This is a genomic window from Polyangium sp. 15x6, from assembly GCF_029960785.1.
GTDB lineage: Bacteria > Myxococcota_A > Polyangia > Polyangiales > Polyangiaceae > Polyangium.
On record NZ_JASBQE010000133.1, the window covers coordinates 1 to 23,064 of the forward strand.

The following is a 23,064-nucleotide window of genomic DNA, read 5'->3' on the forward strand; positions in this document are numbered from 1 at the left end:
CGGACAGCCCCCTGCTGGGGTGCGGGGCAACGCCCCGCTCTCTCTCTGATTGCCTCGTAAAACCTAAAAGCGACCGACCACGCCGCCGCCTTGCGGCCCGATCCACGGCGTCATGAGGGCCTTCGCTGGCGCTTCGCCGGGCGAGCGTTTCGAGACGACGAAGAGCACGATGCCCGTGATCGTCAATGCCCCGCCTGCGGCGAGGCCGATGATCCCGAGGTTTCCTTTCTTGTTCGCGTCGTCGTCGAGTGCGCGCACCGCGTCTGCTGGCGGGCCCCAGCATCCGGCGCCGCACGCGTCGAACGCCTCGTCTGCCTCCGCGCGCTTCGCCAAGGACAGCCCCCCGAAGACGCCGCCGGCTCCGAGCCCCGCCACGCCGAGCCCCATCAGCACGACGCCTGCGATCCGCCCCGGGCTCGTCTTCCCCGACGGCTGCTCCCGCCCGTTGGCAGGGCCCTTCGGCTTCACGGGCGGCGGCGCCGGCGTGATCGGACCGGCGTTCGCGACGGGCGCGAGCTCCAGCACCAGCGTTGCTTTTTCGCCTTCCTTGACGGTCACGCTTTTCTCGGGCGCCGCCATGCCCTCGGCCGTGGCGCGGAGGACGTGCGTGCCTGGATCGATCGGGCTTGGAATGCCGAGCAGCGCCGCGGGAAGGGGCTTGTCGTCGATCGTGACGACGATGTTTTTCGCCTCGGGCGTGGTGTTCACCTGGAGGGAAGGGATCCGCGGCGAGAGGTCGGCGAGCTCTTTCTGCGCGTCGATCTTGGCGAGCTTGAACGCGGGGGGCGCCTTTGGGGCGAGCTCCTCGCGCACGATGGAGAGGTAGGCCTCCTTCGCGAGGACGAGCTTCCCGAGGGCCACGTACGAGCGCGCGAGCATGAGCACGTGGGTGGGCGCGTGGAAGAGCGACTCGGCGCGCAGGAACATGTCGACGGCTTCGTCGTAGCGCGACTCCTTGAACGCGTTCGTGCCCTTCTCGGTGGCGGCGCGGGCGCCGGCCTTCGCCTCGGCGGTCGCGGTGGGCTCCTCGGCGTGGACGGGCGGGGGCGCGAGCGCGGCGCTCGCCAAGATGCCTGCTGCGAGGAGGGCGCGGGCGCCGAGCTTCATGGGGGGGTGCGAGTCTACGTGAGGAGGCGCGGATCTGGCAAATTGTCCTTTACGGGGCGCTGTGGCGGTGCGAAAACATGCAATTGCAGAGGAGCCGCATATGGCGATGGCGAGCCCGTGGGGCGCGAGCAAGGCAATCTTCGTGGCCGGGTCCCTCGGGATCCTTTCCGGTTGCGGCAGCTACACGTCCGACTACGTGCCGCCGCAGGACGGGCGCGCCCGTGTCCTCTGGGACGACGATCGCGTCGTCGCGTCTCTGCCGAGCGAGGTCTCGGGCCCCGGCTGCAGCGAGGCCATCCGGAACCTGCCGGCGGACCCGGGGCAATATTCGACGTATTACGGCGGATCGACCGGCGTCGTTTATTATCGCCCCTGGATCATCGTGCGCCGCGCGCCCGTGGTGATCGTGGGCTCCGGCGGCGGATCGAGCGCGACGCGGACCATCCACCGGACGCCGGCGGCCCCCACGGTAGGCGGCTCCTCGGCCAGTATCAGCGGGCCGGGCGGCGGCAAGAGCGGCGGCGGCAAGAGCGGCGGTGGCGGCGGGGGCGGGGGAGGCGGCGGCGACCTGGGCAAGGCGGCGGTCGTGCTCGCGGTCGTGGCGCTCCTGACGCTCCCGATCATCACGCTGAGCCTCGGCCTGACCCGTCCGGAGCCCGAAGGCGACGTCGCGAACGCGATCGACGAGGTCAATGCGTACAACGACCTCGCGCGCCTGCCAGGATCGCCGTGCGCGGTCGCGCCTGCCGAGGTGACGCAATGAGCGCGCGGAATGCTCTCGCCGTCCTCGGGCTCTCGGCGTTCGCGCTCGCGGGCTGCGGATCCGGCTTCACGACCGTCGAGCCGCGCGTGCTTGCCCCGCACGAGCTCTCGCTCCGCTACGAGAACGAATTCCAGGTGCATTCGCCCCAAGGTATCGTCGCGACGGGCGTGCGCTATCGTGGCCTCGCCGAATACGTGGCGTGCGTGCCCGACGCCGAGCGGCACGCGCTCGCGGCCGAGACCGCGGGCGACACGGCCGTGGGGCTCACGGTCGCGGGCATCACGCTCGGCGTGGGCGGCATGGCGGGTCTCGCCGGTCTCGCCTACCAGAACAACCCCGACCTCATGTGGGGGCTCTTGCTCAGCGGCATTGGCGTCGAGGTCATCGGCCTCGTGCTGACGGCGGCCGGTCGCGCCACGAAGATCGACGCGCACGGCCACGCCGTCGACGCGGTCAATTATTACAATGACGCCGTGGGCAGCCGCGGCGGTCGTTGTGGCCCGCGGGGCGCGGAAATGCCTCAGCCGGAATACGTCGACGCGCCGGCCGCGCCCGGGCCGATTCTCCCCGTGCCCGTGCAGCCCGACGTGCCCATGCTGCCGCCCGCATTGCCCGAGCCCGAGGGGACGATGCCGCAGCAGCCCGCGGATCTTCCGCCGGAACGAATCATCCTCGACAATCCATGAGCGCGCGAAAAACCGCGGGCAAACCGCGCCGCGCTCTGCCTGCGTGGGCCAGGGTCCTGCAAAAGGAGCCCGAGGGGCATTCCCTCTCCGGCCTCGGCACCTTGTTTTGCCTGGAGCTCTCGCCCGACGGCCGCGTCCTCGCGACCGGCGGTGGTCTCGGCGTGCTTCTGTGGGATCTCCACGAGCGCCGCGTGATCGGCAGGCTCGCGGCCAAGCTCGCGCCGATCGTGGGGATCGCGTTTTCCCCCGACGGCAAACGCCTCGCAATCCTCGGTTCCCGCGGCGAGGTGGGAATCTGTGACCTCGCCCGGCGCGAAATCGTGAACGTTCGACGGCGCGCGAGCGAGGACGACGAGCCGCGGAGCGCCGAGGACGCGCCGCGCCTGCAATTCGATCCCACGGGCGAGCGGCTCCTCGTCATGGGGGACGAGCAGACGTGGCTCGTGGCGGATGGGCGGCTCTTGGCCCTGGCCGGCGAGAAGGGCCCGCTCGGGGAGGGAGCCGTCGTCGCGGGTTTTTCCGGGGCCGGCGAGGTGGTGGTCCTCGGCGAGGAGGAGACGTCATTTCATCGCGTCGGCATCGCCGGGAGCCGGCCCCGCCTCGAACGAACGCGCACCATTTCCTTCCACGCGGGTCCTGGGCCCGTGGCGGTCAGCGGCGACGGCCGCTTCCTGCTCGCGCCCGCGCGCGAGCGCAAGGAGGGAACGTTCGCCATCGTCTCCCTCGAAACGGGCGACGTCCTCGCGACCCCGCACTTTCGCGACAGCGTCTACGGCATTCGATTCGCGTGGCACGCGCCGCTCGTGTTCGTCGACGTGTACGGCAAACCCGTCTTCGTCCCGTTCCCCGAGCGCGCCGAGGGCGAGGTCGCCTCCTTGCCGAACGAGGGCCGCTTCAAGAGCAACGCGGTGAACGGCCACATCGCGATCGCGCCCGATGGCCGATTCTACGCGCTCGGAGACGGCTACCACGGGAACATCGTTTTCCGTGATTTCGACGGCCGCGAGTGGTTTCCTCCGCTCGGTCGTCATCTTTACGATTCCGAGAGCGCCATGGCCCATGTCGGGATCGACGCCCGGGCCGAGCGGTGTGTGTTCGTCGGGCACATCGGGGACGGGCAGAATTCGAGCGCCTGGGCGCAGAGCTGGGATCTCGGCCGTGACGCGCCCGAGGCGTTCCTGTCGGACGACCTCGCGGTCTTCAGCACGAGCGTCGCGCTCGTCCCGGGCGCCGATCTCGTGGCCCTGCCCCTCGACCGCGGCGGCATCCTGCTTTCGGACCGGAAAACCGGCGAGGGCAAGGTGCTGGAGGACGACGACAGCTTCCAGAACGTCGCGGTCGGCAGAAATGGCGAGCTCATCGCAGGCGGGAGCATCAATGGCGATCTCGTGCTCTGGGATCGCGCCACGGGAAAACAGATCGCCTGCGTGCGGGCCCATTTCGATCAGGTCTGCGGCCTCGCCTGGCAGCCGGGCGGCGACGTGCTCGCGTCGACGTCGCAGGACGGCCGGGTCCGGCTCTGGTCCGCGACGACCCTCATCGACGAGGGAAAACCCCGCGACAAGAGCGCGGACGAACGATCCCGCAAACCGGCCAAACCCATGGCCGAGGCCATCGTGGGCGACATGCTCTACGCGGTCGTTTTTTCGGCCGACGGCGCGCTCTGCGCCGTCGGGATGGCCGAGGGTGGCGCCTGCGTGATTCGTGTGTCGGACGGCTCGATCGTGCGCCGTGTCGAAGGGCACGCGAGCGAGGTCATGACGCTCGCATTCCACCCGCGCACGGGCCACCTCGTGACGGGGTCGAGCGATGGGATGTTGAAGGTCTGGGACGTGGAGACGGGCGCCTGCCTGGTCGAGCATACCTACGAGAGCCCGGAAGCCGACGACGAATACGCGCCGGGCACGGGCATCACGACGGTCGCCTTCGACGAGACCGGCGAGGCGCTCGTGATCGGGCACATGAATGGCCTCATCCGTCGGTTCCGGCTGCCGATCACGGATCCATCCTGACGTGCCCAGCAAGAAAACGATGGAGAAGTACGTCCGCCGCGTGGCATAACGCGCGCCTATGCGTCGCTTGCACAGCATCGTCTCTCTGGGCATTCTCGTCGTCCTTCAAGCCGCCTGCGGCGGCAAAGTCGTCATCGATCGCGAGGGACAAGGCGGGAGCGACCCGATCGACCCGGAACCGTCCGAGGTTTGCCAGCCCTATTGCAGCGTGGAGGTCGCGCTCGGGTGCTTCAAGGACGAGGCCGGGTGCATCAGCTCTTGCGAACAAAGCCTCGGAGCCGTGGGCTCCTGCGACGCGCTCCTCGGCGCGGTATACACCTGCTTGGCGCAGGACGGCGGGTCGTCGTCGGATTGCAGCAAGACGCCGCCGTCATGTACCGACGAGATCGAGGCCTCTCAGATCTGCGTGGCGTCGGCCCCCTGCACGAGCCCGGGCGAATGCCACGTCTCCGTCGGGCACTGCAACTGCAAGAACGAATGCGGCGGCGCGATTCTGGAATCGGACTGCGATACGGGCTCGGGAGGCTCGTGCACCTGCCGATTCAACGGTGAGGTCGTCGGTACCTGCACCCCGACGACGACCGCGGTCTGCGGCAACCTGCAGGGCTGCTGCGCCGGCCTCTTCGCCGCGAGCCATTGATGCGCCGTCTGCCGAGCGGCGCGGGGCGTTGCCCCGCACCCCAGCAGGGGGCTGTCCGCCCCCTGCACCCCGGACCAGGCACGGCCGGACCGAGGGCCGAGAAACCGCGCGATGCGCGGTTTCTCGGACGGGCCCGGGGCAAGACCACGAACCACGTTGCTTGCTGAGACAGCAGTGCTGCCCCCTCGTCGAGCGGACACGTCGGCGCTGCGGTCTTGGCTGGCAACCTCGTCGCTGGTCTTGCCTCGGCCTGTTCGATGAACTGCGCGATGCGCAGTTCATCGACCCCGGGTCCAGCGCTTGCGCTGGTCCGGGTCCAGGGGCGGACAGCCCCTGGTCGGGCCCGGGGTGAAACCCCGGCGCTACGCTCCTCAGAGATCCATCGTGAGCAGCCGGCCCTCCGGCTTCGAGGCGTCGAGCAGCGGCTCGAGGAGGTACGGCGCCTTCTGCATCTCCTTCGGCGGCGGCGCCGTCGTGGTCACGATGTACTGGAATGCGGGCGACCCGTTCGAGCTCTCCTCGAGGTGCCGCGCGTAGAGGAAGAGGCGCTCGTAGATGCGCCCGTCCATGTCTGCTTCGCGGGGACCGTCGTGCACGAGCAGGCCTGGGAGTTGACCGTGTCCGTCCGTCGAGAGCTTCATCGCCGCGAGGTCGAATGCGAGCAGCTTGATCGTCTGCATCGCTGCGCCGTCACGCTCGCCGCGGTCCTCGACGCGCAGCTCGAGCCGCCGGCCCTTCACCTCGACACGTGCTTCCACGTGATCGCCGAGCAGGGCGCGCACGACGTCGCGGAACCGCTCCGAGATCCGTGCCTCGGCCTCCTCCTGCTCGCGCCGCAGCGCTGCTTGACGCTCCGACGAGGCCTTCACCGCGTCCGTCACGATCACGAGCCGCTCCGTGTTCGCGTCGGCCTCGCGCTCGGCTGCGGTCATGTAGCCGAAGAGCCGCTCGACCTCCTCGATCGCCGCTCGCTCCCGCGCGATGCGCTTCTCCTCTGCGGAGAGCGCGCTTCGCTGCCGCGCGTGCTCGGCCGCCGCCTCCTTCTGCGCGGAGCGCGCCTCCGCGAGCGTGCGCTTCGCATCCATCACCGCCTCGGCGAGCGCCTTCTTCCCTTCGCGCGTGATCGGCGTCGCGGACGGATGGGACGCTGCCAGCGCGCAGCCCTTCGCGATCGCCACATCGAGCGGCACGCTGCACACGCCCGCGAGCACTGGCAGCGGCGCCTTCGCACCTTCCTCCGGCTCGCGCTTCTTCTCGCTCGGCCGCTTCGCCTCCTCGCGACGCGCCTCCGCCTCGCGCAGCGCCTCGACCCGCACCCCGCACGCCTCGGCCGCTTGCCGCGCCGCCTCCTCGGCCTGCTCCACCGCGAGCGCCTGCGCTGCGAGCGCCTCCTCCGCGGCCGCGACGCTCTCCTTCCGCCGCGACACCGTCTCGCGGAAGCGCGCGGCGAACAGCGGCCCTGCGTCGCTCGTGTCGTCCTCGACCCCGAGCAGCCGCGCGAGCCTGCGCCGATCCTCCGCGGCGCGATCCGCGAGACGCGGCGCCCTCTCCTCGAGGCTCTGCTTCTCCAGCGCGAGATCCTCGTAGCGACGTTGCGCCTCGCTCTCCTCGTCCGACATGAGCGCGCAGAGCGCCCGCAGCACCACGTGCCGATCGTCCGTCACGAGCCGCGGGCTCTCCGACTCGCTCGACGGATCGCGCCACTCCACGAGACCCGCGAACCGCGACTCCTGATCCCGCGAGAGCCACGGCAGAACGTGCTCCCACGCGATCGGCTCCCGCTGATGCGGCAGCTCCTTCACCGGCACGGGCTCCATCACCACGCGCCGGATGTCCGCGAGGAAATCCTGGTACCCGCCGCGCCCGCGCTCCGAAAGCGCCTCGGCGAACGACATCCCGCGCGCCGCGAACGGATGCAGGCCGAGCCCGAACGGCCGCCCCACGATCCAGCGCGCGTCGCCCACGACGATCGCGGCCATGACCCAGCCGTCGGGCAGCGCGTCGCGGATCTTCTCCTGCCCGCGCGTGGTGCTGAACCGCTGCTCGCCGAGCAGGTAGCGCAGCATGCGGCAGAACGTGGTCTTGCCGGCCGTGTGCCCCGTGATCTGACCGTCGCCGAGCCGGTTCTCGATGTCCTCGGGCGTGGGCGGCGCCCAGAGCACGTTCAGGCCTTTGCGCAGCGTGATGTGCCGGAGGATCGACGCCTCGGACGCGTCGTAGTCGCGCAGCAGCCAGACCTCGGCGACCCAGACGAGCGGCTCGTCACGGCCCTTCTTGATCGGCGCGGAAGGAGGCGGGGCGGGGGGCTCGAAACCTCCGAAGAGGTCGAGCTGTTGCATGCGACGCTTGGCCATGACTTCGAGAGCGGGTGTGCGACCCTACCCCACGTTTTCGCGGCTGTCTCTGGAAAGGTGTCCTCGTGCCGTAGCGCGCGCCGGCTAGTCCTTCAGCGCGAGCAGGGTCCGATCGAGCTCATCGGCCATCTTGGTGAGCTCCTCCACGCTCACGCCGAGCTCCTTGCTCGCCTTGGCGTCGGAGACGGCGCCGTCCTCCACGAGCAGGGCCGCGTACCGCTGCGCGAGCTTCGACGAACGCTGGAGCGTGCCGCGCAGATCGAGGGAGAGCTCCGGATCGTTCATGAGCCCTTCGAGGGAGGCGAGCACGCGGAGCGCGCGCACCTGGCCCGGCGCGTCCTTCGGCTTGCTCAGCACTTTCCCCAGCGCCGAGACGTTGTCGTCGTCCTCGTCGTCCTCGTCGCCGTCGAACCCGGGCAGGCCACGTTTGTCCTCGATCCGGGCGAGCATCTCCTCGACGGGGACGAGCGGCACGTCATTCGGAAAGACGAGCGCGCCTTCGCCGGCGCGCGGCAGGAGGTACCGCAAGGTCGAGACGAGGCCGCGGCACGGGCCAACCTCGAGGTCCGAGGCCCGATCGAGGGTGAGGACGGACCTGCAGGTGCGGTAACGCGCGAGGATGGGCTTGGGGAGCGGGCGCTTGGCGAGCGCGTAAGCGGCCTGGAGCTCCGAGACGGGCGGGACTTCGCCGCCAGCGGCGACCTCGGGCACGCTCTCATCCTCGTCGATCCGATCGACGTGCTCGTCGATGTAGGCCTCGAGGTGACGCTCGTACTCGTCGGCGAGCGCGGAGATCGCGCGGGGTGAGAGGGGACTGTAGACGAACCAGGTGGCGCTCACGAAGCCGTCCCATACCACGGGATGGCCGGCGCGCGAGCGGAAGCAGGCGAGGAAGCGGTGCTATCGTCTCATCGGGAAGGCGCTACGCTGGGGCGTTGCCCCAGGCCCCACCAGGGGCTATCCGCCCCTGGACCCGGACCAGCGCAAGCGCTGGACCCGGGGTCGATGAACTGCGCGATGCGCAGTTCATCGAACAGGCCGAGGCAAGACCGAGAGCGACGCTGCCAAACGAGGCGGCTTCCAACTGGCAACGTTGTTCCTGGTCTTGCCACCGTCCTGTGGGAAGAACTGCGCATCGCGCAGTTCTTCCCCCTGAGGTCCAGGGCTTGCCCTGGTCCGGGTCGAGGGGCGGATAGCCCCCGCGGGGTCCGGGGCAGCGCCCCGGCGCGGCGGCCCCAAGAAGAGACCCATCGGAGGCGAACGACGATGATGAACGGGTTTTGCTGGTACGAGCTCAGGACGACCGATACGGGCGCGGCGCAGGCGTTTTATGCCGACGTGCTCGGGTTTCGAATGGAAGGGCCGCTGTTTTTCCGGAGCGATCGGCCTGTCGCCGGATGTTCACCCTTGCCCGAGCGCGCCGCGGCCCGGGGTGCTCCGGCGCATTGGCTCGGGCATATTGCCGTTCCTGACGTCGAGGGCCTTTCGCGTCGCGTCCTCGCGCAAGGGGGGGAACAGCTCGGACCGACGCGCACGCTCGAGAGCGGCGCGACGCGCGTGATCCTGCGCGATCCGTTCGGCTCGGTCCTTGCGCTCGTCTCGTCGAGCGACACCACGAGCGGCGACGTCGTCGTATGGCACGACCTCAACACGCGCGATCATGCGCGAGCTTGGGCCCTCTATTCGGAGCTGTTCGGCTGGAAGGCGACCGAGACGGTGGATCTCGGGCCGGAGTTCGGCGCGTACTTGAAGTTCTCGTGGAACGAAGGCGGGCCGAGCGTGGGTGGCATGGTCGGGAGCGCTCGGCTGCCGCACGTCCACCCGCACTGGCTCTTCCATTTCCACGTGGAGGATCTCGACACGGCGCTCGCCAAGGTGAGCGCGCGCGGGGGCAAGGTGCTCGCTCCGCGCGAGCTCCCGAGCGGCGATCGTGTCGCCGTCTGCGACGACCCGCAGGGGGCCGCGTTTGCCCTGCATGCGTCTCCGCGCGCCTAGCCTCGTCCGCCCTCGCTGCCGCGTCGGCCTCCGCCTTCGCTTCTGCTCCCGTTTTTGCTTCCTCGGTGGTAGAGCATCCGCATGCGCGTGATTTCCAGTCATCGAACGAGCCTGGCGGTCCTTGCGACCGTCGCGGCGGTGCTGCTCGCGGCTGCGCCTGCCTGCTCGCGCTCGCAGGAGCCCTCTGGCAGCGGCGCCGTCCCGACGGCCGCCCCGAGCGCGACGTACACGACGCGCGGCAAGGTGCGCGCGATCGGCGAGAAGAAGGACAACATCACGATCGCCCACGAGGACATCCCCGGGTACATGAAGGCGATGACGATGATGTTCGAGGTCGCAAAGCCCGAGCTTCTGCGCGACGTGAAGGTCGGCGACGACGTGTCGTTCACGTTCTCGGATCGGGACGGGCGGCTCTTCGTCGAGTCGATCGCGCCCGCGCCGCCGAAGTAGCAGGGGGGGTGTGTCGACGGGCCCGTTTGTCTCGGCTTTTTGCCCCTCGACGTCACAACCCCAGCCTGTTCCCCGCCATTTTTCGTGGTATCGTCTCCAACGTGACGAGGCCCCCGACGAAGCTACTCGCTCCCGGCCCGTTTCAGGCCCAGCAACTCCGCTCGGGAGACCCGTACGAGCTCTCGAACGGCCATCCGATCCTGTGTTTGCCGACGGGCGGGCGCGGCGCGCGGGCGAATTTGCTCGGCGGCACGGTGCTGGAGACGGATCCGGCCGTCGAGCAGGCGGGCGTGGACGCTGGATTTTCCCCGGAGCCGGGGACGATGCGCGCGCTGGACGTGGCCGTGGGCAACGTGCCGGACGTGCCCGGCTGGGTGCAGGGCGCGCCGCCGCTCGCGGTGGAATACGCGGATCGCGGGCAAGACGAGGAGGAGCTGCAGGCGAAGATCGCCGAGCTCCTCGCGGCGGGCACGCAGCACGTGTGGGTCGTGTGGCTCACGGGCCCGCGAAGGGTCGAGGTGTACGCGCCGGGGCAGAAGGTTCGCTCTGTGCGGCCGGGCGAATCCCTCGAGGCGCCGGGGATCCTGAAGAACCCGGTCCCCGTCGAGGCTCTGTACGACCGCGAAGCCGCGCACGAGGTCACGCTGCGCAACCTCTTGCAACGCCGCGGCTACGAGAGCCTGGAGGCCGTGCGGGAGGCAGGGCGTGAGGCCGGGGAGCTCGCCCACGCGCGTGCCGTTCTCCGTCGGCAGCTCGGCAAGCGCGGGATCTCGCTCGACGCAGCCCAGGAAGCGCGCATCGACGGGACGACCGATCTCGAGACCCTCGACCGCTGGCTCGAGCAGACGCTCGTCGCGAAGACCGCCGACGAAGCCCTGCGCTGACCCTTCACGGAAACGTCCCGCACGGCGTCGTCGTCTTCCCCTCGGACCACTCGGCCGGGAGCGGCCCGGCCACCTTCACGGTGAACGTCGCGTCTCCCTCGTTGTTGCGCGGCTCCGCGTCGTTCAGCCCCACCCAGACGAGCCCGGGCGTGCGCGCCACGAACCGCGCGCAGGGCGCGACGATCGCACCCATCCGCGCGTCGCCGCCTCCCACCGCGGCGATGCCCGCCCCGTGTGGCGCGGACCGGAACGGCTCGTTGTCGAAGTTCGGGTCGTGCGGCTCCTTCTCGAAATACCCGCGCGGATCGATCCACGCCCCGCGCCCCGTCCCGATCCGGTATTGCCCTCGCGCCGAGATCTCGACCACCTCGCCCGCGCGAATCGGCCGCATCGACACCAGCGTGCCGCCCGCCTGCGCCGTCACCGCCGCCTCGGCCGTCTCCATCGGGTTCGTATAGGCCATCACCGCGAGATCCATTCGCATCACGCCCCCGCCGCGCATCGAGAACACGGGCCGCGTCGCCTGCGCGGCGAGCAGCTCCTGCCGGCCGAGCTTCACCCCGCCGATCACCTCCGCCCCTGTGCCGTCTCGATCCACCACGACCAGCGTGATGCCCTCGGCCGGGATCGAATTCGTCGGAATCACGAACTCGCCGTTGAAGGTGGTTTGCATCGTATCGTGCGCGGTCGGCGTCTGGTAATGGGCCGCGCTGCCCACGCCGAGCAGCACCACGAGATCGGGCAGCCGCGCGTCGGCGTTCGCGGGCCGTGGGCGCGGATCGATGGCGCAGAGGGCCTCGGCGCCTTTGCCCGTGATCGGGTCGGTCGTGGCCATCACGCGGCCGAGCATGCCGCAGGCCGTGCCGTCGGTCGGCTGCGGCTCGATGTCGTCCCATGGCACCTGCGTGCCTGGCCGGAGCGGCGTCACCTCCACCGTGTCGACGCGGACGACGAGCCAGGGCGGCTCCTTCCAGGCACTCGGGGTCCCCGGCTCTCCCATCGGCTCGGCGCAGGCCGCGGCGAGGAGCACGAGCGAAACGAATCCGATCCGACGCATGCCCAACCGTACGCCAGAACGAGCGGGAAGGGTAGGGGACGAGGCGGCTTGCTCTCCTCGCGGCCCGCGTGATACGCCGAACCGGCATAATGACGTCGCAAGCCAAGGAGCCCATCCACGGACGCGCGCCGACTTGCCCGACGTGCGGCGCGCCCTTGCCCATCGAGCTCGGCGACGCCCGCGTCCGCTGCCGCCATTGCGGTGCCGTCACGCCCCTCGACGAGAGGCTCCGCAAGGCCATGCTCGCCTACGTCGGCGACGTCGTCGCCGTGGCCAAGAAAGAGCTCCAGGCGCGGTTCGTCGCGGCGTTTTACGAGCAAAACGCGAAGGCCGCCAAACCGGTCGTCTTCGGGGCGATCGGCTTCGCCACGTTCCTCACGTTCGCCTTCGTCGCGGGGGCCATCACGGGACAGACCCAGATAGGCCTCCCGCTCCTCTATTTCGGAATCCTGTTCGGCGGCTGGGTCTTGTCGCTTGCCCTCTTCACGCGCGGCTGGGGCATCATGTACGATCTCCCGGACATCGAGGCCCTCGCCGCGACGGGGATCGTCCGCTGCGAAGGGTGCGGCGCCATGCATTCGTTCCGCGCGGGCGAGGCCGTCTCCGATTGCAAGCATTGCCGGAGCCGCCTCCTCGTCCCCTTCGCGCTCGCCGCGAGCCTGCTCGGCGAGGCGCGCGCCTCGAAAGACCGCGCGGACAGAGAGCAAGCGCAGAGCTACGATCGGGCCGCGGACGCCGGGGATCGCCTCGTCGGCGTCTCGGTGTTCCTCGTGTTTTTCGGCGTCCTCGCTGCTGTCGTCGCGGTCATCGCCATGGGCCGTCCCGAGGGGCCCGAGATCACGCGAACCGAGATGTGGCTCTCGTTTCTCGGCACGTTCGTCCTTTCGATCGTCCTCATGGTGCGAAGCACGAAGCGCGGCATGCAGAAGCGGCAGGAGATGGACGCCCAGGTCGACGCGCTGGCCCGGCGCGCGGGGGAATCGGCGCGCCGGGGCTGACGTCGCGGTCGCTGTGGCTCACGGACCGCAGAGCGCGGGGGTTGGCGCGGGCGGGAGCGGGTACGCGTCCGTCGCTTCCCTGGCGAACTGGCACTGGAGATCCTCGGCCTTGCACCCGGCCTGGCTGATGCAATTGCCCTCGGCGTCCGTGCCCTGGCAAAGGCAGGCCGTATCGCCCTCGGGGCAGATCTCGACGAGCTCCATCATGCCCATGTCCTCGTGGTTGAGCTTGTGGCAATGCAGCACGAACTGGCCCGTGAACTTGCGGAAGTTCGTCAGGATGTGCCGCGGCCCGTCCTCCGCCTGCACCCAGAACGTGTCACGCCAGTGCGGGAAATTCGGCTCCTTGTTCGAATCGTTCGCGCAGACGAGGTACGGATTGATGTGAATGTGGAAAGGATGCCCGTCGAACGCGCGGATCTCCCATTTCTCGGTCGTGCCGACCTCCATCACCCGGTCGCTGCGATATCCCCAGGCGCGCCGATCGTCGAAGCGACGGCAGCTGATGTTCGGGGCGGGGCAGATGCACGTCGGCGCGTCCGGATCGATGCCGTGCATGTGGCTGCCCGGATTGCACGAGCCGAGCTCGGCGGGTTTTTCCGGATCGGGCTCCTCGCCCGGCGTGGGGACGAGCAGCGCGATCTTCTGGTGGACCTTGTCGACCGATTCGCAGCTAGCCTCCATCGTCTGGCCATCGACCTTGCCCATGAACGTCGTCGGCGGCGCAATCGCTGCGAGGGCCGATTCCTCCGGCATGTTCGTCTCGGTCGGCTCCCCGTTCGCCGGATCCACGTCGAAGATCGCCACGAGGCTCCCGAGCGGATCGGCCGGGCGCCGCCCCACGAGGCAAAGCGTCGTCTTCTCGGCGGGCATTTTCACCACGGCCTCGATGCGATATCCGGGGGATACCCACATCGTATCGCTCACGTAAAACTTCGGCAGCGTGATGCCGTCGCGGGCGATCTGCGTGATCTCGATCGGATGCAGGACGTCGAACGAACCGCAGGTCGGATCGTCCGAGGGGTGGAGCTTCATCCCGAGCTCGTTCGGGGTGCCGGCATGCACGATTCGCAGGCGCTCGACCTGATCCGGCGACGTCTTGATGTGCGGCAAGAGCTTGCCGCTCACGAGCGTCGGCTTCGTATCGTTCTCCGCGGCCTCGAAATCGTTCGCCGACATCGTGTCCTCGGAGCATGTTTCTCCGTCCGCGAGCGGACGCGTCGATTCGACGTTGATGGGCACGCCGCCGAGGACCATGATCCGCTCTTTCGCCTTGGCAATCCCGGGCACCTCGTCGATGTCCCCCTCGATGATGAGCGCGCCCGCCGCGCCGTTCGTCACCTGGATGGCCGTCGATCCGTGGATGTGTGGGTGATACCAGTTGAAACCCGCGTGGTGCGTCCCATCCTCGTCGAGATCCCAGCGGTATTGCGCCATCTCGCCGGGCGGCACCTCGTGCAGCACGTCGTCGGCGTGGTATCGCGCATCCGGCCCGCAGCCCGAGCCCTCGCACGGATCCCCCGCCGCGGGCGTCGCGTAGTTCGGCTGGACGTGCGTGCCGTGCGCGTGCAGGTTCGTCAGGTTGAAATCATGGCACGTGACCGCGGACGTGTTCGCGGCCCCAGCCACGAGGCGATAATCGGATCGCTCGAAGTCGTTGTGCAGATTGACCCGCACCCTGCGATCGGTCCCCGAAGGGACGCGGATCGTCGGCCCCGGAATCGATCCATTGTACGTCCGCAGGCAATACCTCTTTCCGCCGATCGTCACCTCGCTCGGCGCGAGGCGCAGCTCGTGGACCCCCGCCGCATTCGGAGCGAGCTCCGGCGGGTTCTCGAAGATCTCGGGCGGGCCCGCCGGCGCCGCTTCATCCGAGCAACCACCGAGCACCGCGCCCAGCAAAAGGAACGCACATCGACCCCCACGCGAAATCGGCAAGCCAAGGCACCCCTGCTTCATGGTTTTCCCTCCACGCCCGGCCGCGAGCGCCGGTAATTCGTTGCTTCCAAAGTCGACTGTAGACGATTCCGCGTGTTCTCCGATGGCCACAGGTGGTCAGCGGATGGCCAGGATCCGGTCATCGAGGAGGGAGGCGTTTCGCTGGGGCGTTGCCCCAGGCCCCACCAGGGGCTATCCGCCCCTGGACCCGGACCAGCGCAAGCGCTGGACCCGGGGTCGATGAACTGCGCGATGCGCAGTTCATCGAACAGGCCGAGGCAAGACTGGCTACGACGTTGCCAATCGAGACCGCCGCGACTGGCAACGTCGTCCCTGGTCTTGCCACCGGCCCGTCGGAAGAACTGCGCGGAGCGCAGTTCTTCCGCCCCGAGTCCAGGGCTTGCCCTGGTCCGGGTCGAGGGGCGGACAGCCCCCGCGGGGTCCGGGGCAGAGCCCCGGCGCGGCGGCCCCCAGAAGCGCGATGGTCTCCCGCTCCTGCCTCGAGCTCTGGCATAGTCGGCTGCACGAATGGATCCTCATCGCCTCGTCGCTTCGTGGCTCGACGGCCGCGCCCGCGTCGAAAAGGACGGCGCGCTCGTGCTTGGGCCGCGCAGGAGTGCGGGCCTCTCGGGCAAGCTCCGCCGCGCTTACACGTGGATCGTCGAACAGGCCCTCGTGTGCCCGTACCTCGACATGGAGCTCGGGGAATCGACGACGGTCGGCAAGGGCGAGGCGCGCGTCGAGCTTGGCCGTGCGGCGCATGCTTCGTACGTCCTCTTGCCGCTCCTTTGCCTCGTCACCTCGCAGCGCTTGCTCTTCGTCGGCGCCCCGGGCCGCGGCAAGACCACCATGGCCACGATCATGGCCGCGCTCGCGGGCATCCCCCTCGACGAGATCCGCCGCATCGTCCAGCACGGCCATCCCCAGCTCACCACGGCTGATCTGCTTGGCAGCCCCTTGCCGGCGAGCCTCGTCAAGGCCGAGGAATCTCGCGAGATTCGCGTCGAGTGGCGCCGCTGGATCGGCAAGCGCGTCAAGATCATCGACGAGTACAACCGCATCCCCACGAAGACCCAGTCCGCGCTCCTCTCGCTCCTCGCCGAGGGCTATGCCGAGAGCTTCGAGCAGGTCGCGCTCGCTGGCAAATCTGCCTGGTATCTCACGGCGAACGAGGACTCTGGCGGCGGCACGTTCCAGGTCATCGAGGCCCTCAAGGATCGCATCGACGTCGTCGTCCGCGCCCCTCCGTTCCATGCCCGCTCCCTCGACGCCCTCGCCGAGCGCGTCGCCACGGCGCGCCCGCCCGAGACCCGCATCCCCGCCGACGTCGTCTTCTCCGCCGAGGAGCTCGACCAGGCCGAGGCCGAGATCCGCGCCGTCCCGGTCCCCGACAGCGTGCTCGATTTGCTCGGGTTTTTCGCGGGCCAGCTCGATTTTTGCCGCAGGGCCTCGGACGTCCTCGAATACCGCAACAAGGACACGCTCCACCTCGCGGGCAAGAAGGTCGCGCACGTCTGCAACGAGGACTGCCCGCTCGACAAGAACGTCCACATCTGCACGCAGACCGAAAATGGCGTCTCGGCCCGCGCGCTCCAGGCCATCCTGCTCTTCGCCAAGGCCCTCGCGTATTTCCGCGGCAAGAGCGAGGTCACCGCGACCGACGTGCGCCTCGTCCTCCCGTTCACGCTCTTCGAAAAGCTCCGCCCGAACCCGCAGAGCGCGTTCTTCCAGAAGGCCGAGAGCCGCGTCCTCCTGCTCGATCGGGCCACCTGGATCACGCGCCTCTTCGATCAAGCGGCCGTCCAGCACGCCGCCTACGCGCCGCTCCGCGCCGTCGTGCGCGAGCTCCAGGACGAGGCCGAGGCGACCGCGCTCGGCGCGACCACGGCCGAGCTCAAGCGCCGCGTGGGCAAGGTACAGCGCGCCATGGAGGAGCTGCTCAAGCGCGCCGATCTCTCGGGGCCGATCTACGACGATCTCGTGCTCCTGAAGAGCCTCCACGAGGCCTACCAGCGCAGGCTCGCCGCCGCCGAGCGCCTCGAAGGAGGGGCCCGTGAGTGACCTCGAAGCGCTGGCGACGCACCATGCACGGGAGGGAGAACGCCGCTTCTCCCGCTGGGACGGCGCGCTCTTCGAAGCGCTCCTCGCTGGGCCGGGCAAGCGGCTCGCGGGTGGCCTCGACGGATCCGACGGCTCGCTCCGCGCGTTCGAGGCCTGGCTCGGGCTCGTGGTCGAGGCGATCGGGCTCGGATACATCCGGCCCGGCGTCGTGGGCGAGGGCGACGCGCCGCGCGCGCGCGGGCCGGAAAACCTCGTGGAATGGCTGTTCGTGGACATGCTCCCGGACGCCCTCCCTGCCGTCCCGATCGAGGCGCGCATGGGCCTGCTCGCGAAGGCTTGGAACCTCGGCGAAGGCCTGTTCGGCGAGCCGCCGTGGCTGAACCTCTGCGTCGCTTCCGCGATGGCCACGCCGAGCGCGAGCCCTGGCGCGCGGCTCGACCTCGAAGGCCGACTCCTCCGCATCCTCGACGCCGCGCTCGCGCCGCGCGCCCGCTCCACGTGGAAAGGCCCGTTCGCGGTGCGGACCATCGATCTGCGCGAGGTCGAGTCCGCGTTCCTGCCGGGCCGCGTGCATTTCGGCGCGCCCACGCTCGTCTGCGTCCACGATCGCAAGCGTCCCGAACTCTCCGCCGGCGTGCTCCTCGGCGCGCGCGGCGCCCCGAGCCTCGCGTTCCGCTCGCCGTGCCTCGCCGACAAAGTCGAGCCTGATCCGAGCTTGCCCACGGTCACGCTCGGCCAGGGCGTCGTGTACGTGAGCGACGCGCGCGTCCCGCTCCCGCACTGGAAACGTGGACACAGCGTGGCCGCTTCGCGCGCGGGCCTCGTGGTCGCGACCGCGCTCGACTCGCAGCGCCTCTGGCTCGTGGAGAGCCCTTGAGCGCCGAGGAGCGCATCACCTCCCTCGCCGCGCGCGCCTTCCTCCTCGCGCTCGCCCGCTACTCGCCATACCTCCTGATCGGCGAGCCCGTCGTGGACCCCGACGGAGAAACGTTCGCCCGCATCGACCTCGCCTCGCGCACGATCCGCCTCGGCGCGCGTCCCATCACCGAGGCCTCGCTCGACGACGCGCTCGAGGCGCTGATCGCCCACGAGATCGGCCACCACGTCGCGTTCCCTGGCCATCCCGTCGAGCACGCGCGCCTCCTCCTGCTCGAACGCACGTTCCTGCCGCGCCTGCCGCGCTCGCTCACGGGCCCGTTTTACGATCTGCTCGTCGACGAGCGGCTCGGCCAGGGATGGCCCTCCATCGAGGACGACCTCTGCCGCATCCTCGCGGCGCGCGGCGCGCGCTCGCCCGAAGACGTGCTCTTCACGTTCCAGCGCGCCGTGATCGAAGAGCTCTGGCAACGAAGGGAAGGGGAGCTCCTCGGGAAAAACGCCGCCGCCTTCGAGCGCGCGTTTCCGGACTACCGCATCGACGCGAAGCTCGTCGCGGAAAACCTCTTCGCGTTCGCGCCCGACGTCACGCTCCAGTATCTCTATTTCGCCTCCATCGCCTGGCGATACGCGATGGCGAGCCCCGCGCGAAAACACGCGGGCGAAGGCGACTGCGCCGAGGGCGAGCTCTCCGCCGAGGATCTCGCCGCGGCGCTCGTGCCGAAGAAGGGCGAAAAAGCGGCGATCGCGCGGGCGATCCGCGAAGGATTCTTCCCGAAGGACCTCGCGGAAAAACTCGCCGATCAGAGCCTCGAACGCCGCGCGGGCGCGATGCCGGGCGACGGCGCGGGCAAATCCGAGCTGCTCACGACGGCCATGGCGGCCCATTACCGCCGCGAGGCCGAAAAATACCTTTTCCGTCCGCCGCCTGCCCGCGTCTTCGCCGACGCGCTCGTGCCCACCACGCACCTCGAATGGGAGCCCGGCGATCCGGTGGCCGATATCGACTGGGTCGCCACGCTCCTCCGCCGCGGCGAGACGCTCGGCGCCGCGATGCCGCTGCTCCGCGAGCGCATCGCCGACGAGGAGGGCCAGAGCACGCCGTCGTTCCTCGGCCGCACCGAGATCTACCTCGACGTGAGCGGATCCATGCCCGACCCGAAGCGCGCCCTCAATGCGATGACCCTCGCCGCGCAGATCCTCGCGACCGGCACGATCCGCGCAGGCGGCGCGGCGCGCGCGCTCGTCTATTCGGTGGGCCACGAAAAAGCGTGGGACTTCTGCCGCTCCGAGCGCGTGCTCTCGAAGTTCTTGATGCGCTACATCGGCGGCGGCACGCAATTCCCGTTCGACATCCTCGCCGCGTCCGTCGAGGAGACCCGCTCCGAGCAGCCGATCCGCGTGGTCATCACCGACAGCGACTTCGACGCGAACTACGACGCGCACCGGCAAAACGCGACCATCTTCGCGCGCGCGGCCGAGCGCTCGCCGGCGTTCGTGCTCCTCCTGCACGCGCCGAACCGCGAAAAGGTACGCCGCTACGAGCAGGCCGGGGCGCGTGTCGTCGCCGTGCGCGCGCTCGGTGATTTCCCGCGCGTCGCGGCCGAGCTCGCATTCTCCTTGTTCGACGACCCGGGCAAAACCAACCCCAGCGGATAGAGCCATGTCATTTCTGAAAAACTGGACCGCGAAGCCCTCTGCCGCGCCGGCCGCGCAAGATGCTCGCCTCCTGCCGGAGAGCGTGCCCCTCGATCTCGCGCCGATTCTGGCTGCGATTGGCCTGGTCCTCGCGGAGATCGAGCCCGCGGCGCTGGATATCGACGTCGCGCGGGCCAAGCTCGCCGACCTTTGCCGCGATCTCGGGATCGAGCCCGTCGATGCGCTGGAGCTCGATCCGATGGCGGCAGGGCTCGATCGCGGCGCGATCGAGCGGCTCGCGCTGCTCGTGCTGGTCCTCGAACGCCGCGTGATCCCCGAGCGGGCGCTGAAGCGCATTTTCGAGGATCGCGCGCGCACCGCGGCGCGGGAAGGCCTCTTCGATGTCGCGCGAGGCTCCGGCCTCGTGACGCTCGATCTTTTGCGCGGGAGCCCGCTGCGCCGCGAGGAGCTCGCGCGCAGGCTCCTCCTCGGGCTCGGGGCGTCCGTTGCGGGGGAAAGTATGGCGGAGGCGCGCGCGGCGCTCGAACGGCTCGATTACGGGCGGCTGATGGCCGAGGCGGAGCGGGCGCGGCGGGGGGTGGGGAAGGGGTGAGGCTCATCCTTGCCAGGATTCGAGTTTTCCTGATTGCATCCCGAGAATGAAGGTTTCGCGTCTGCGCACCATCTTCTCCTTCGGGCTCCTCGGTTGCGCGACGGCGGCGCTCGTGCCGCTCGGCTGCGGGGCCACGGTCAGACAACTCGCGCTGCAGGACGACCGGCCGCGTGTCCCCGACGCCACCGCGGAGCGCCTGCGAGCGTGCGTGGATGAGTTCGGTGGTGACCTTTCGGGGGGATACTACACGTTCGACGTCGCGGTGAAGGTCGACGAAGACGGCCGGGTGGTCGATGTGGCGTCGACGGGCGTGCCCCACGCGGATCTCGCGGGCTGCATGCGAATCGCGCTGCGAGGTATGACCGTCCCGGAGGAGCTCCTCAGGCTGCGCAAGCTGCGCCTGTCCGCGTCGCCCGCGCCTGCGAACGGGCAGACGGCGGCCGAGCGTGGACTCGTCGGGCACCCTTCGCTCGTGGTCGTGGCGATCGCCCTCGCCGACCTCATCATCGAGGCGGCCCCCATCGTCGTCGTGATCGCCGCGTCGGTGGAGATTGGCAAGTCGGAGATTGCGGAGGTAGGTCGAAAGAAGTCAGGCCCGGTGTCCTGTCAAGACCATCTCAACGCTTGTCTGGGGTCACCTTGGGCAGACTTGCCAGGGCATGTCGAAGGCAATAAGAGATGTGCCACGTGCTTTGAGTTGTGCAAGGGCAGCGGAACATGGCCCAAAGGATTCGAATTGACGGATGAGTCATGGGCGTCCTGCATCTACCCGCATATCAGATGGTACTATTAGGACAGATATGGTTACGGAAGTAGAAACAATCGCTCAACTCCTCTCGGCATTCGCGAAGGCGCACGACGCCCTCCTGGTCCGATCGCTGGAGCGGAACCGGACCTTCGCCGAGGCCGTCGACGACTACCGCCGGCTCGAAGCGGAGCTCGTGGCGCGCGCAGGCGACAGCGAGCTCGGCGTGCTCGAGACGAGGCGACGCATTGCCGAGGCCATCCTCTTGCTCGCGAACGAAAAACATCCGCCCTTCGAGGTCTGCCGCGAAGCGTGGAACGAGCTCGTTCGCCTCGGTTTCACGAACATTCACGTCAGGTGCATGAAGACCTGGTGTTACGCGGAGTGCTGCCGGTATGACGAGAAGCCCGAGGAGGGGCTCGCCGTGCTCGAACCCCTCATCGCCGAGCTCGAGCGCGGGTTCGACGAAACCAAGGCGGCGAAGCGCCGCGCGGGCTTTTACGAACAGGAGCTCGAGCGCCTGGGCGACCTCCGGGGCGCGCTCCTGGCCCAGCAAAGAGGCGAGCTTGACCCGGAGCGAAGCACCCGGCGGCTCGACGAGGCGCACACGCCTAACCCGGAAGAAGAGAGGCTCGATGCCCTCTATGACGAGTTCTCCAACGCGCGCAGCGCCGTCGTCAAGACCTTTGCAAGGACGCAGGAGCGGAGCTTCGCCGACGTCGCCGCCGACTACAAACAGATTGAGGCGGATTTCACGGCGCGCGCTGGCGAGGGCGAAGCCTCAGTAGACCTCGTGCTCAGCATGCGGCGGTGCATCGCCGGAGACCTCCTCTGGGCAGCCTCTCAGCTCGAACAGCCATTCGAGGTCTGCCGGGAGGCCTGGAACGAGCTGGTCCGGCTGGGCTTCACGGGCCTCTGGGAACAATGCCTGAAGGCTGAGACGTACGTGGAGTCTTGCTTGCGCACCCACAAGCCCGAGGAGGGCCTCGCCGTGCTCGAACCCCTCACCGCGGAGCTCGAACGTGGGCTGGAAGCGGAGCTCGCGCGACGGAGCGAGGCTCGGGCGAAAGGCGAAATTCCGATGCAAGCAGGCCTGACCCCGAAGTATTACCGAGACATGCTCAGGTCTTTTGACGAGCTCCGGGACAAGCTCGAAGCAGCGCGAAAGGGCGCCGAGCCGTCGACCTGAGAACCTTCGGGGACGTGGTGGTCCCCGGTCACGGAGACGAGCGCGGCGTCCGAGCCGGTCCGCGGGCTCGGGAGGTGTCGGCGGATGAGCAGCCTCCCTCCACTTACCCCTTGACTTCCTCCGCGTCCTCGTCCTCGCCCCCCTCGTCTTCCGCGCCGCTCCCGCCCTTCGACCGGTAGAGCTTGTCGAGCTTGAACGCCTCCGCCATCGCTGGGTTCCCGAGCCGCTTCGACGCCGCCAGTGCGGCCCGCCGCGCCCTTCGCACGAGTTGCACGATGATCCCGTCGAGCAGATCGAGCGTCTCCGTCTCCACCGGCGTCCCGCGACCGCCCACGTCCTCCTGGTCGGCCTTTCGCAGCACCGGGATCGACGCTTGAACGTCCACCAGCGCCTCGGGCCCGCCCTGATCCGCTGCCATCGCGGCCACCGCCGGGTGCTTCAGCGTATCGGCCAGGAGCGCGAGCTGCTGCGCCAAGGGCTCCGCCTTCTTCGCCGCCGACCGCGTCTGCCGCAACGCTGCCGCGACCGTCGCCGTTGCCTCCTCGGACTCCCCGCTCGCCTCCAGGTCCTCCTTGACCCCTGCGAGCACCGTGCGCGCGTTGATCCGCGCCGTCGCCGCCTGGTTGTACGCCTTGACGTAGGCCTCGCCCGTCACCTTCTTTTTGCCTTTGGCCGCCTCGCGCCCCACGCCCGCTTCGACCAGCCCGTCGCGCGCTCCTGCGAGCTCTGCCGCATGTTTCGCGCCGAAGCCCGACATCCTGAGCGGCGGCGCGTGTTTCTCGTACGCGCCGAGCGTCTGGTTTGCTTGATCCAGCGTGTCTTGCGAGCCGAACTGCTCACCCAATCGAATGAGCGTGAGCCTTCGCGTCTTCGGGATTGTTTCGAGATTGATGGGCATGCGGCGTAGCCTAACGAACTTCGGGCCATCACGAAACCACCTGCGCCCGTCCGTTCGCCGTCTCGTCCTGCCCTGGAGCCACCGCTGCGCGTCGGGGCGCCGCCTGCTCCCGTCACGGCATCACCGCTGTACGACGCGGAGCGACCGCTGCGGCTCGTGA

At 69.3% G+C, this 23,064-nt stretch carries 20 protein-coding genes; 14 read left to right on the forward strand and 6 right to left on the reverse strand.

Annotated features, from left to right (window positions below; translation table 11 throughout):
* Window positions 1-63 precede the first annotated feature (63 nt).
* Window positions 64-1,107, reverse strand: a complete 1,044-nt coding sequence (locus QHF83_RS47765) for a hypothetical protein (RefSeq protein WP_282424824.1) — start codon at window positions 1,105-1,107, stop codon at window positions 64-66.
* A 100-nt stretch (window positions 1,108-1,207) separates the two neighbouring features.
* On the opposite strand from QHF83_RS47765, the gene QHF83_RS47770 reads away from it, so the two are divergent.
* From QHF83_RS47770 to QHF83_RS47785, 4 genes are read left to right on the forward strand one after another with little or no spacing between them, the layout of a single operon-like run.
* A complete protein-coding gene (locus tag QHF83_RS47770) occupies window positions 1,208-1,870 on the forward strand; it encodes a hypothetical protein (protein ID WP_282424825.1) in 663 nt (220 codons plus the stop codon).
* Window positions 1,867-2,556, forward strand: a complete 690-nt coding sequence (locus tag QHF83_RS47775; protein WP_282424826.1) for a hypothetical protein — start codon at window positions 1,867-1,869, stop codon at window positions 2,554-2,556. Before QHF83_RS47770 ends, QHF83_RS47775 begins: the two co-directional genes overlap by 4 nt.
* Window positions 2,553-4,568: a WD40 repeat domain-containing protein gene (locus QHF83_RS47780; RefSeq protein ID WP_282424827.1), complete on the forward strand. Its 2,016-nt coding sequence runs from the start codon at window positions 2,553-2,555 to the stop codon at window positions 4,566-4,568. Before QHF83_RS47775 ends, QHF83_RS47780 begins: the two co-directional genes overlap by 4 nt.
* Before the next feature lie 58 nt (window positions 4,569-4,626).
* Window positions 4,627-5,208 (forward strand): hypothetical protein, encoded by a 582-nt coding sequence (locus tag QHF83_RS47785; RefSeq protein ID WP_282424828.1) that lies wholly within the window; start codon window positions 4,627-4,629, stop codon window positions 5,206-5,208.
* Window positions 5,209-5,579: 371 nt separating this feature from the next.
* Here QHF83_RS47785 and QHF83_RS47790 read toward each other — a convergent pair whose 3' ends face one another.
* Window positions 5,580-7,562: a hypothetical protein gene (locus QHF83_RS47790; protein WP_282424829.1), complete on the reverse strand. Its 1,983-nt coding sequence runs from the start codon at window positions 7,560-7,562 to the stop codon at window positions 5,580-5,582.
* Window positions 7,563-7,646: 84 nt separating this feature from the next.
* Window positions 7,647-8,402, reverse strand: a complete 756-nt coding sequence (locus QHF83_RS47795; RefSeq protein WP_282424830.1) for a hypothetical protein — start codon at window positions 8,400-8,402, stop codon at window positions 7,647-7,649.
* A gap of 426 nt (window positions 8,403-8,828) precedes the next feature.
* Between QHF83_RS47795 and QHF83_RS47800 the strand changes: the two genes are divergently transcribed.
* The 3 genes from QHF83_RS47800 (at window position 8,829) to QHF83_RS47810 (ending at window position 10,891) form a co-directional block, all read left to right on the forward strand.
* Window positions 8,829-9,557 carry a VOC family protein gene (locus tag QHF83_RS47800; RefSeq protein ID WP_282424831.1) on the forward strand — a complete coding sequence of 243 codons (729 nt, stop codon included), beginning with the start codon at window positions 8,829-8,831 and terminating at the stop codon, window positions 9,555-9,557.
* Window positions 9,558-9,638: 81 nt separating this feature from the next.
* Entirely contained in the window at window positions 9,639-10,007 is a 369-nt protein-coding gene (locus QHF83_RS47805) for a copper-binding protein (protein ID WP_282424832.1), read from the forward strand.
* A 101-nt stretch (window positions 10,008-10,108) separates the two neighbouring features.
* Entirely contained in the window at window positions 10,109-10,891 is a 783-nt protein-coding gene (locus tag QHF83_RS47810; RefSeq protein WP_282424833.1) for a Uma2 family endonuclease, read from the forward strand.
* A 4-nt stretch (window positions 10,892-10,895) separates the two neighbouring features.
* Here QHF83_RS47810 and QHF83_RS47815 read toward each other — a convergent pair whose 3' ends face one another.
* Complete coding sequence (locus tag QHF83_RS47815; protein ID WP_282424834.1) at window positions 10,896-11,948, reverse strand: C2 domain-containing protein; 1,053 nt, start codon at window positions 11,946-11,948, stop codon at window positions 10,896-10,898.
* An 89-nt stretch (window positions 11,949-12,037) separates the two neighbouring features.
* On the opposite strand from QHF83_RS47815, the gene QHF83_RS47820 reads away from it, so the two are divergent.
* On the forward strand, window positions 12,038-12,946 hold the full coding sequence (locus QHF83_RS47820; protein WP_282424835.1) for a zinc ribbon domain-containing protein: 909 nt from the start codon (window positions 12,038-12,040) through the stop codon (window positions 12,944-12,946).
* 18 nt (window positions 12,947-12,964) lie between these two features.
* Here QHF83_RS47820 and QHF83_RS47825 read toward each other — a convergent pair whose 3' ends face one another.
* Window positions 12,965-14,905, reverse strand: a complete 1,941-nt coding sequence (locus QHF83_RS47825) for a multicopper oxidase domain-containing protein (protein ID WP_282424836.1) — start codon at window positions 14,903-14,905, stop codon at window positions 12,965-12,967.
* Window positions 14,906-15,412: 507 nt separating this feature from the next.
* Between QHF83_RS47825 and QHF83_RS47830 the strand changes: the two genes are divergently transcribed.
* From QHF83_RS47830 to QHF83_RS47855, 6 genes are read left to right on the forward strand one after another with little or no spacing between them, the layout of a single operon-like run.
* Window positions 15,413-16,945 (forward strand): MoxR family ATPase, encoded by a 1,533-nt coding sequence (locus tag QHF83_RS47830; protein WP_282424837.1) that lies wholly within the window; start codon window positions 15,413-15,415, stop codon window positions 16,943-16,945.
* Complete coding sequence (locus tag QHF83_RS47835; protein ID WP_282424838.1) at window positions 16,938-17,822, forward strand: hypothetical protein; 885 nt, start codon at window positions 16,938-16,940, stop codon at window positions 17,820-17,822. The genes QHF83_RS47830 and QHF83_RS47835 overlap by 8 nt, the downstream gene beginning before the upstream one ends.
* On the forward strand, window positions 17,819-19,480 hold the full coding sequence (locus QHF83_RS47840) for a hypothetical protein (protein ID WP_282424839.1): 1,662 nt from the start codon (window positions 17,819-17,821) through the stop codon (window positions 19,478-19,480). Before QHF83_RS47835 ends, QHF83_RS47840 begins: the two co-directional genes overlap by 4 nt.
* Window positions 19,481-19,484: 4 nt before the next feature.
* Entirely contained in the window at window positions 19,485-20,072 is a 588-nt protein-coding gene (locus QHF83_RS47845; RefSeq protein ID WP_282424840.1) for a hypothetical protein, read from the forward strand.
* 46 nt (window positions 20,073-20,118) lie between these two features.
* Window positions 20,119-20,865, forward strand: coding sequence for a hypothetical protein (locus QHF83_RS47850; RefSeq protein ID WP_282424841.1), 747 nt, complete (start codon window positions 20,119-20,121; stop codon window positions 20,863-20,865).
* On the forward strand, window positions 20,816-22,006 hold the full coding sequence (locus QHF83_RS47855; protein WP_282424842.1) for a hypothetical protein: 1,191 nt from the start codon (window positions 20,816-20,818) through the stop codon (window positions 22,004-22,006). Before QHF83_RS47850 ends, QHF83_RS47855 begins: the two co-directional genes overlap by 50 nt.
* A 103-nt stretch (window positions 22,007-22,109) precedes the next feature.
* Here the strand turns inward: QHF83_RS47855 and QHF83_RS47860 are convergent, their stop codons facing one another.
* A complete protein-coding gene (locus QHF83_RS47860) occupies window positions 22,110-22,904 on the reverse strand; it encodes a hypothetical protein (RefSeq protein ID WP_282424843.1) in 795 nt (264 codons plus the stop codon).
* Window positions 22,905-23,064: the final 160 nt, after the last annotated feature.

Excerpts from the sequence above, each read along its gene's own strand:
- QHF83_RS47790 (WP_282424829.1), bottom strand. The coding sequence starts at position 7,562 with ATGGCCAAGCGTCGCATGCAACAGCTCGACCTCTTCGGAGGTTTCGAG.
- QHF83_RS47845 (WP_282424840.1), top strand. The coding sequence starts at position 19,485 with ATGTCATTTCTGAAAAACTGGACCGCGAAGCCCTCTGCCGCGCCGGCC.
- QHF83_RS47815 (WP_282424834.1), bottom strand. The coding sequence starts at position 11,948 with ATGCGTCGGATCGGATTCGTTTCGCTCGTGCTCCTCGCCGCGGCCTGC.
- QHF83_RS47785 (WP_282424828.1), top strand. The coding sequence starts at position 4,627 with ATGCGTCGCTTGCACAGCATCGTCTCTCTGGGCATTCTCGTCGTCCTT.
- QHF83_RS47775 (WP_282424826.1), top strand. The coding sequence starts at position 1,867 with ATGAGCGCGCGGAATGCTCTCGCCGTCCTCGGGCTCTCGGCGTTCGCG.
- QHF83_RS47830 (WP_282424837.1), top strand. The coding sequence starts at position 15,413 with ATGGATCCTCATCGCCTCGTCGCTTCGTGGCTCGACGGCCGCGCCCGC.
- QHF83_RS47855 (WP_282424842.1), top strand. The coding sequence starts at position 20,816 with ATGAGTCATGGGCGTCCTGCATCTACCCGCATATCAGATGGTACTATT.
- QHF83_RS47770 (WP_282424825.1), top strand. The coding sequence starts at position 1,208 with ATGGCGATGGCGAGCCCGTGGGGCGCGAGCAAGGCAATCTTCGTGGCC.
- QHF83_RS47805 (WP_282424832.1), top strand. The coding sequence starts at position 9,639 with ATGCGCGTGATTTCCAGTCATCGAACGAGCCTGGCGGTCCTTGCGACC.
- QHF83_RS47765 (WP_282424824.1), bottom strand. The coding sequence starts at position 1,107 with ATGAAGCTCGGCGCCCGCGCCCTCCTCGCAGCAGGCATCTTGGCGAGC.
- QHF83_RS47825 (WP_282424836.1), bottom strand. The coding sequence starts at position 14,905 with ATGAAGCAGGGGTGCCTTGGCTTGCCGATTTCGCGTGGGGGTCGATGT.
- QHF83_RS47860 (WP_282424843.1), bottom strand. The coding sequence starts at position 22,904 with ATGCCCATCAATCTCGAAACAATCCCGAAGACGCGAAGGCTCACGCTC.
- QHF83_RS47820 (WP_282424835.1), top strand. The coding sequence starts at position 12,038 with ATGACGTCGCAAGCCAAGGAGCCCATCCACGGACGCGCGCCGACTTGC.
- QHF83_RS47780 (WP_282424827.1), top strand. The coding sequence starts at position 2,553 with ATGAGCGCGCGAAAAACCGCGGGCAAACCGCGCCGCGCTCTGCCTGCG.
- QHF83_RS47850 (WP_282424841.1), top strand. The coding sequence starts at position 20,119 with ATGAAGGTTTCGCGTCTGCGCACCATCTTCTCCTTCGGGCTCCTCGGT.
- QHF83_RS47800 (WP_282424831.1), top strand. The coding sequence starts at position 8,829 with ATGATGAACGGGTTTTGCTGGTACGAGCTCAGGACGACCGATACGGGC.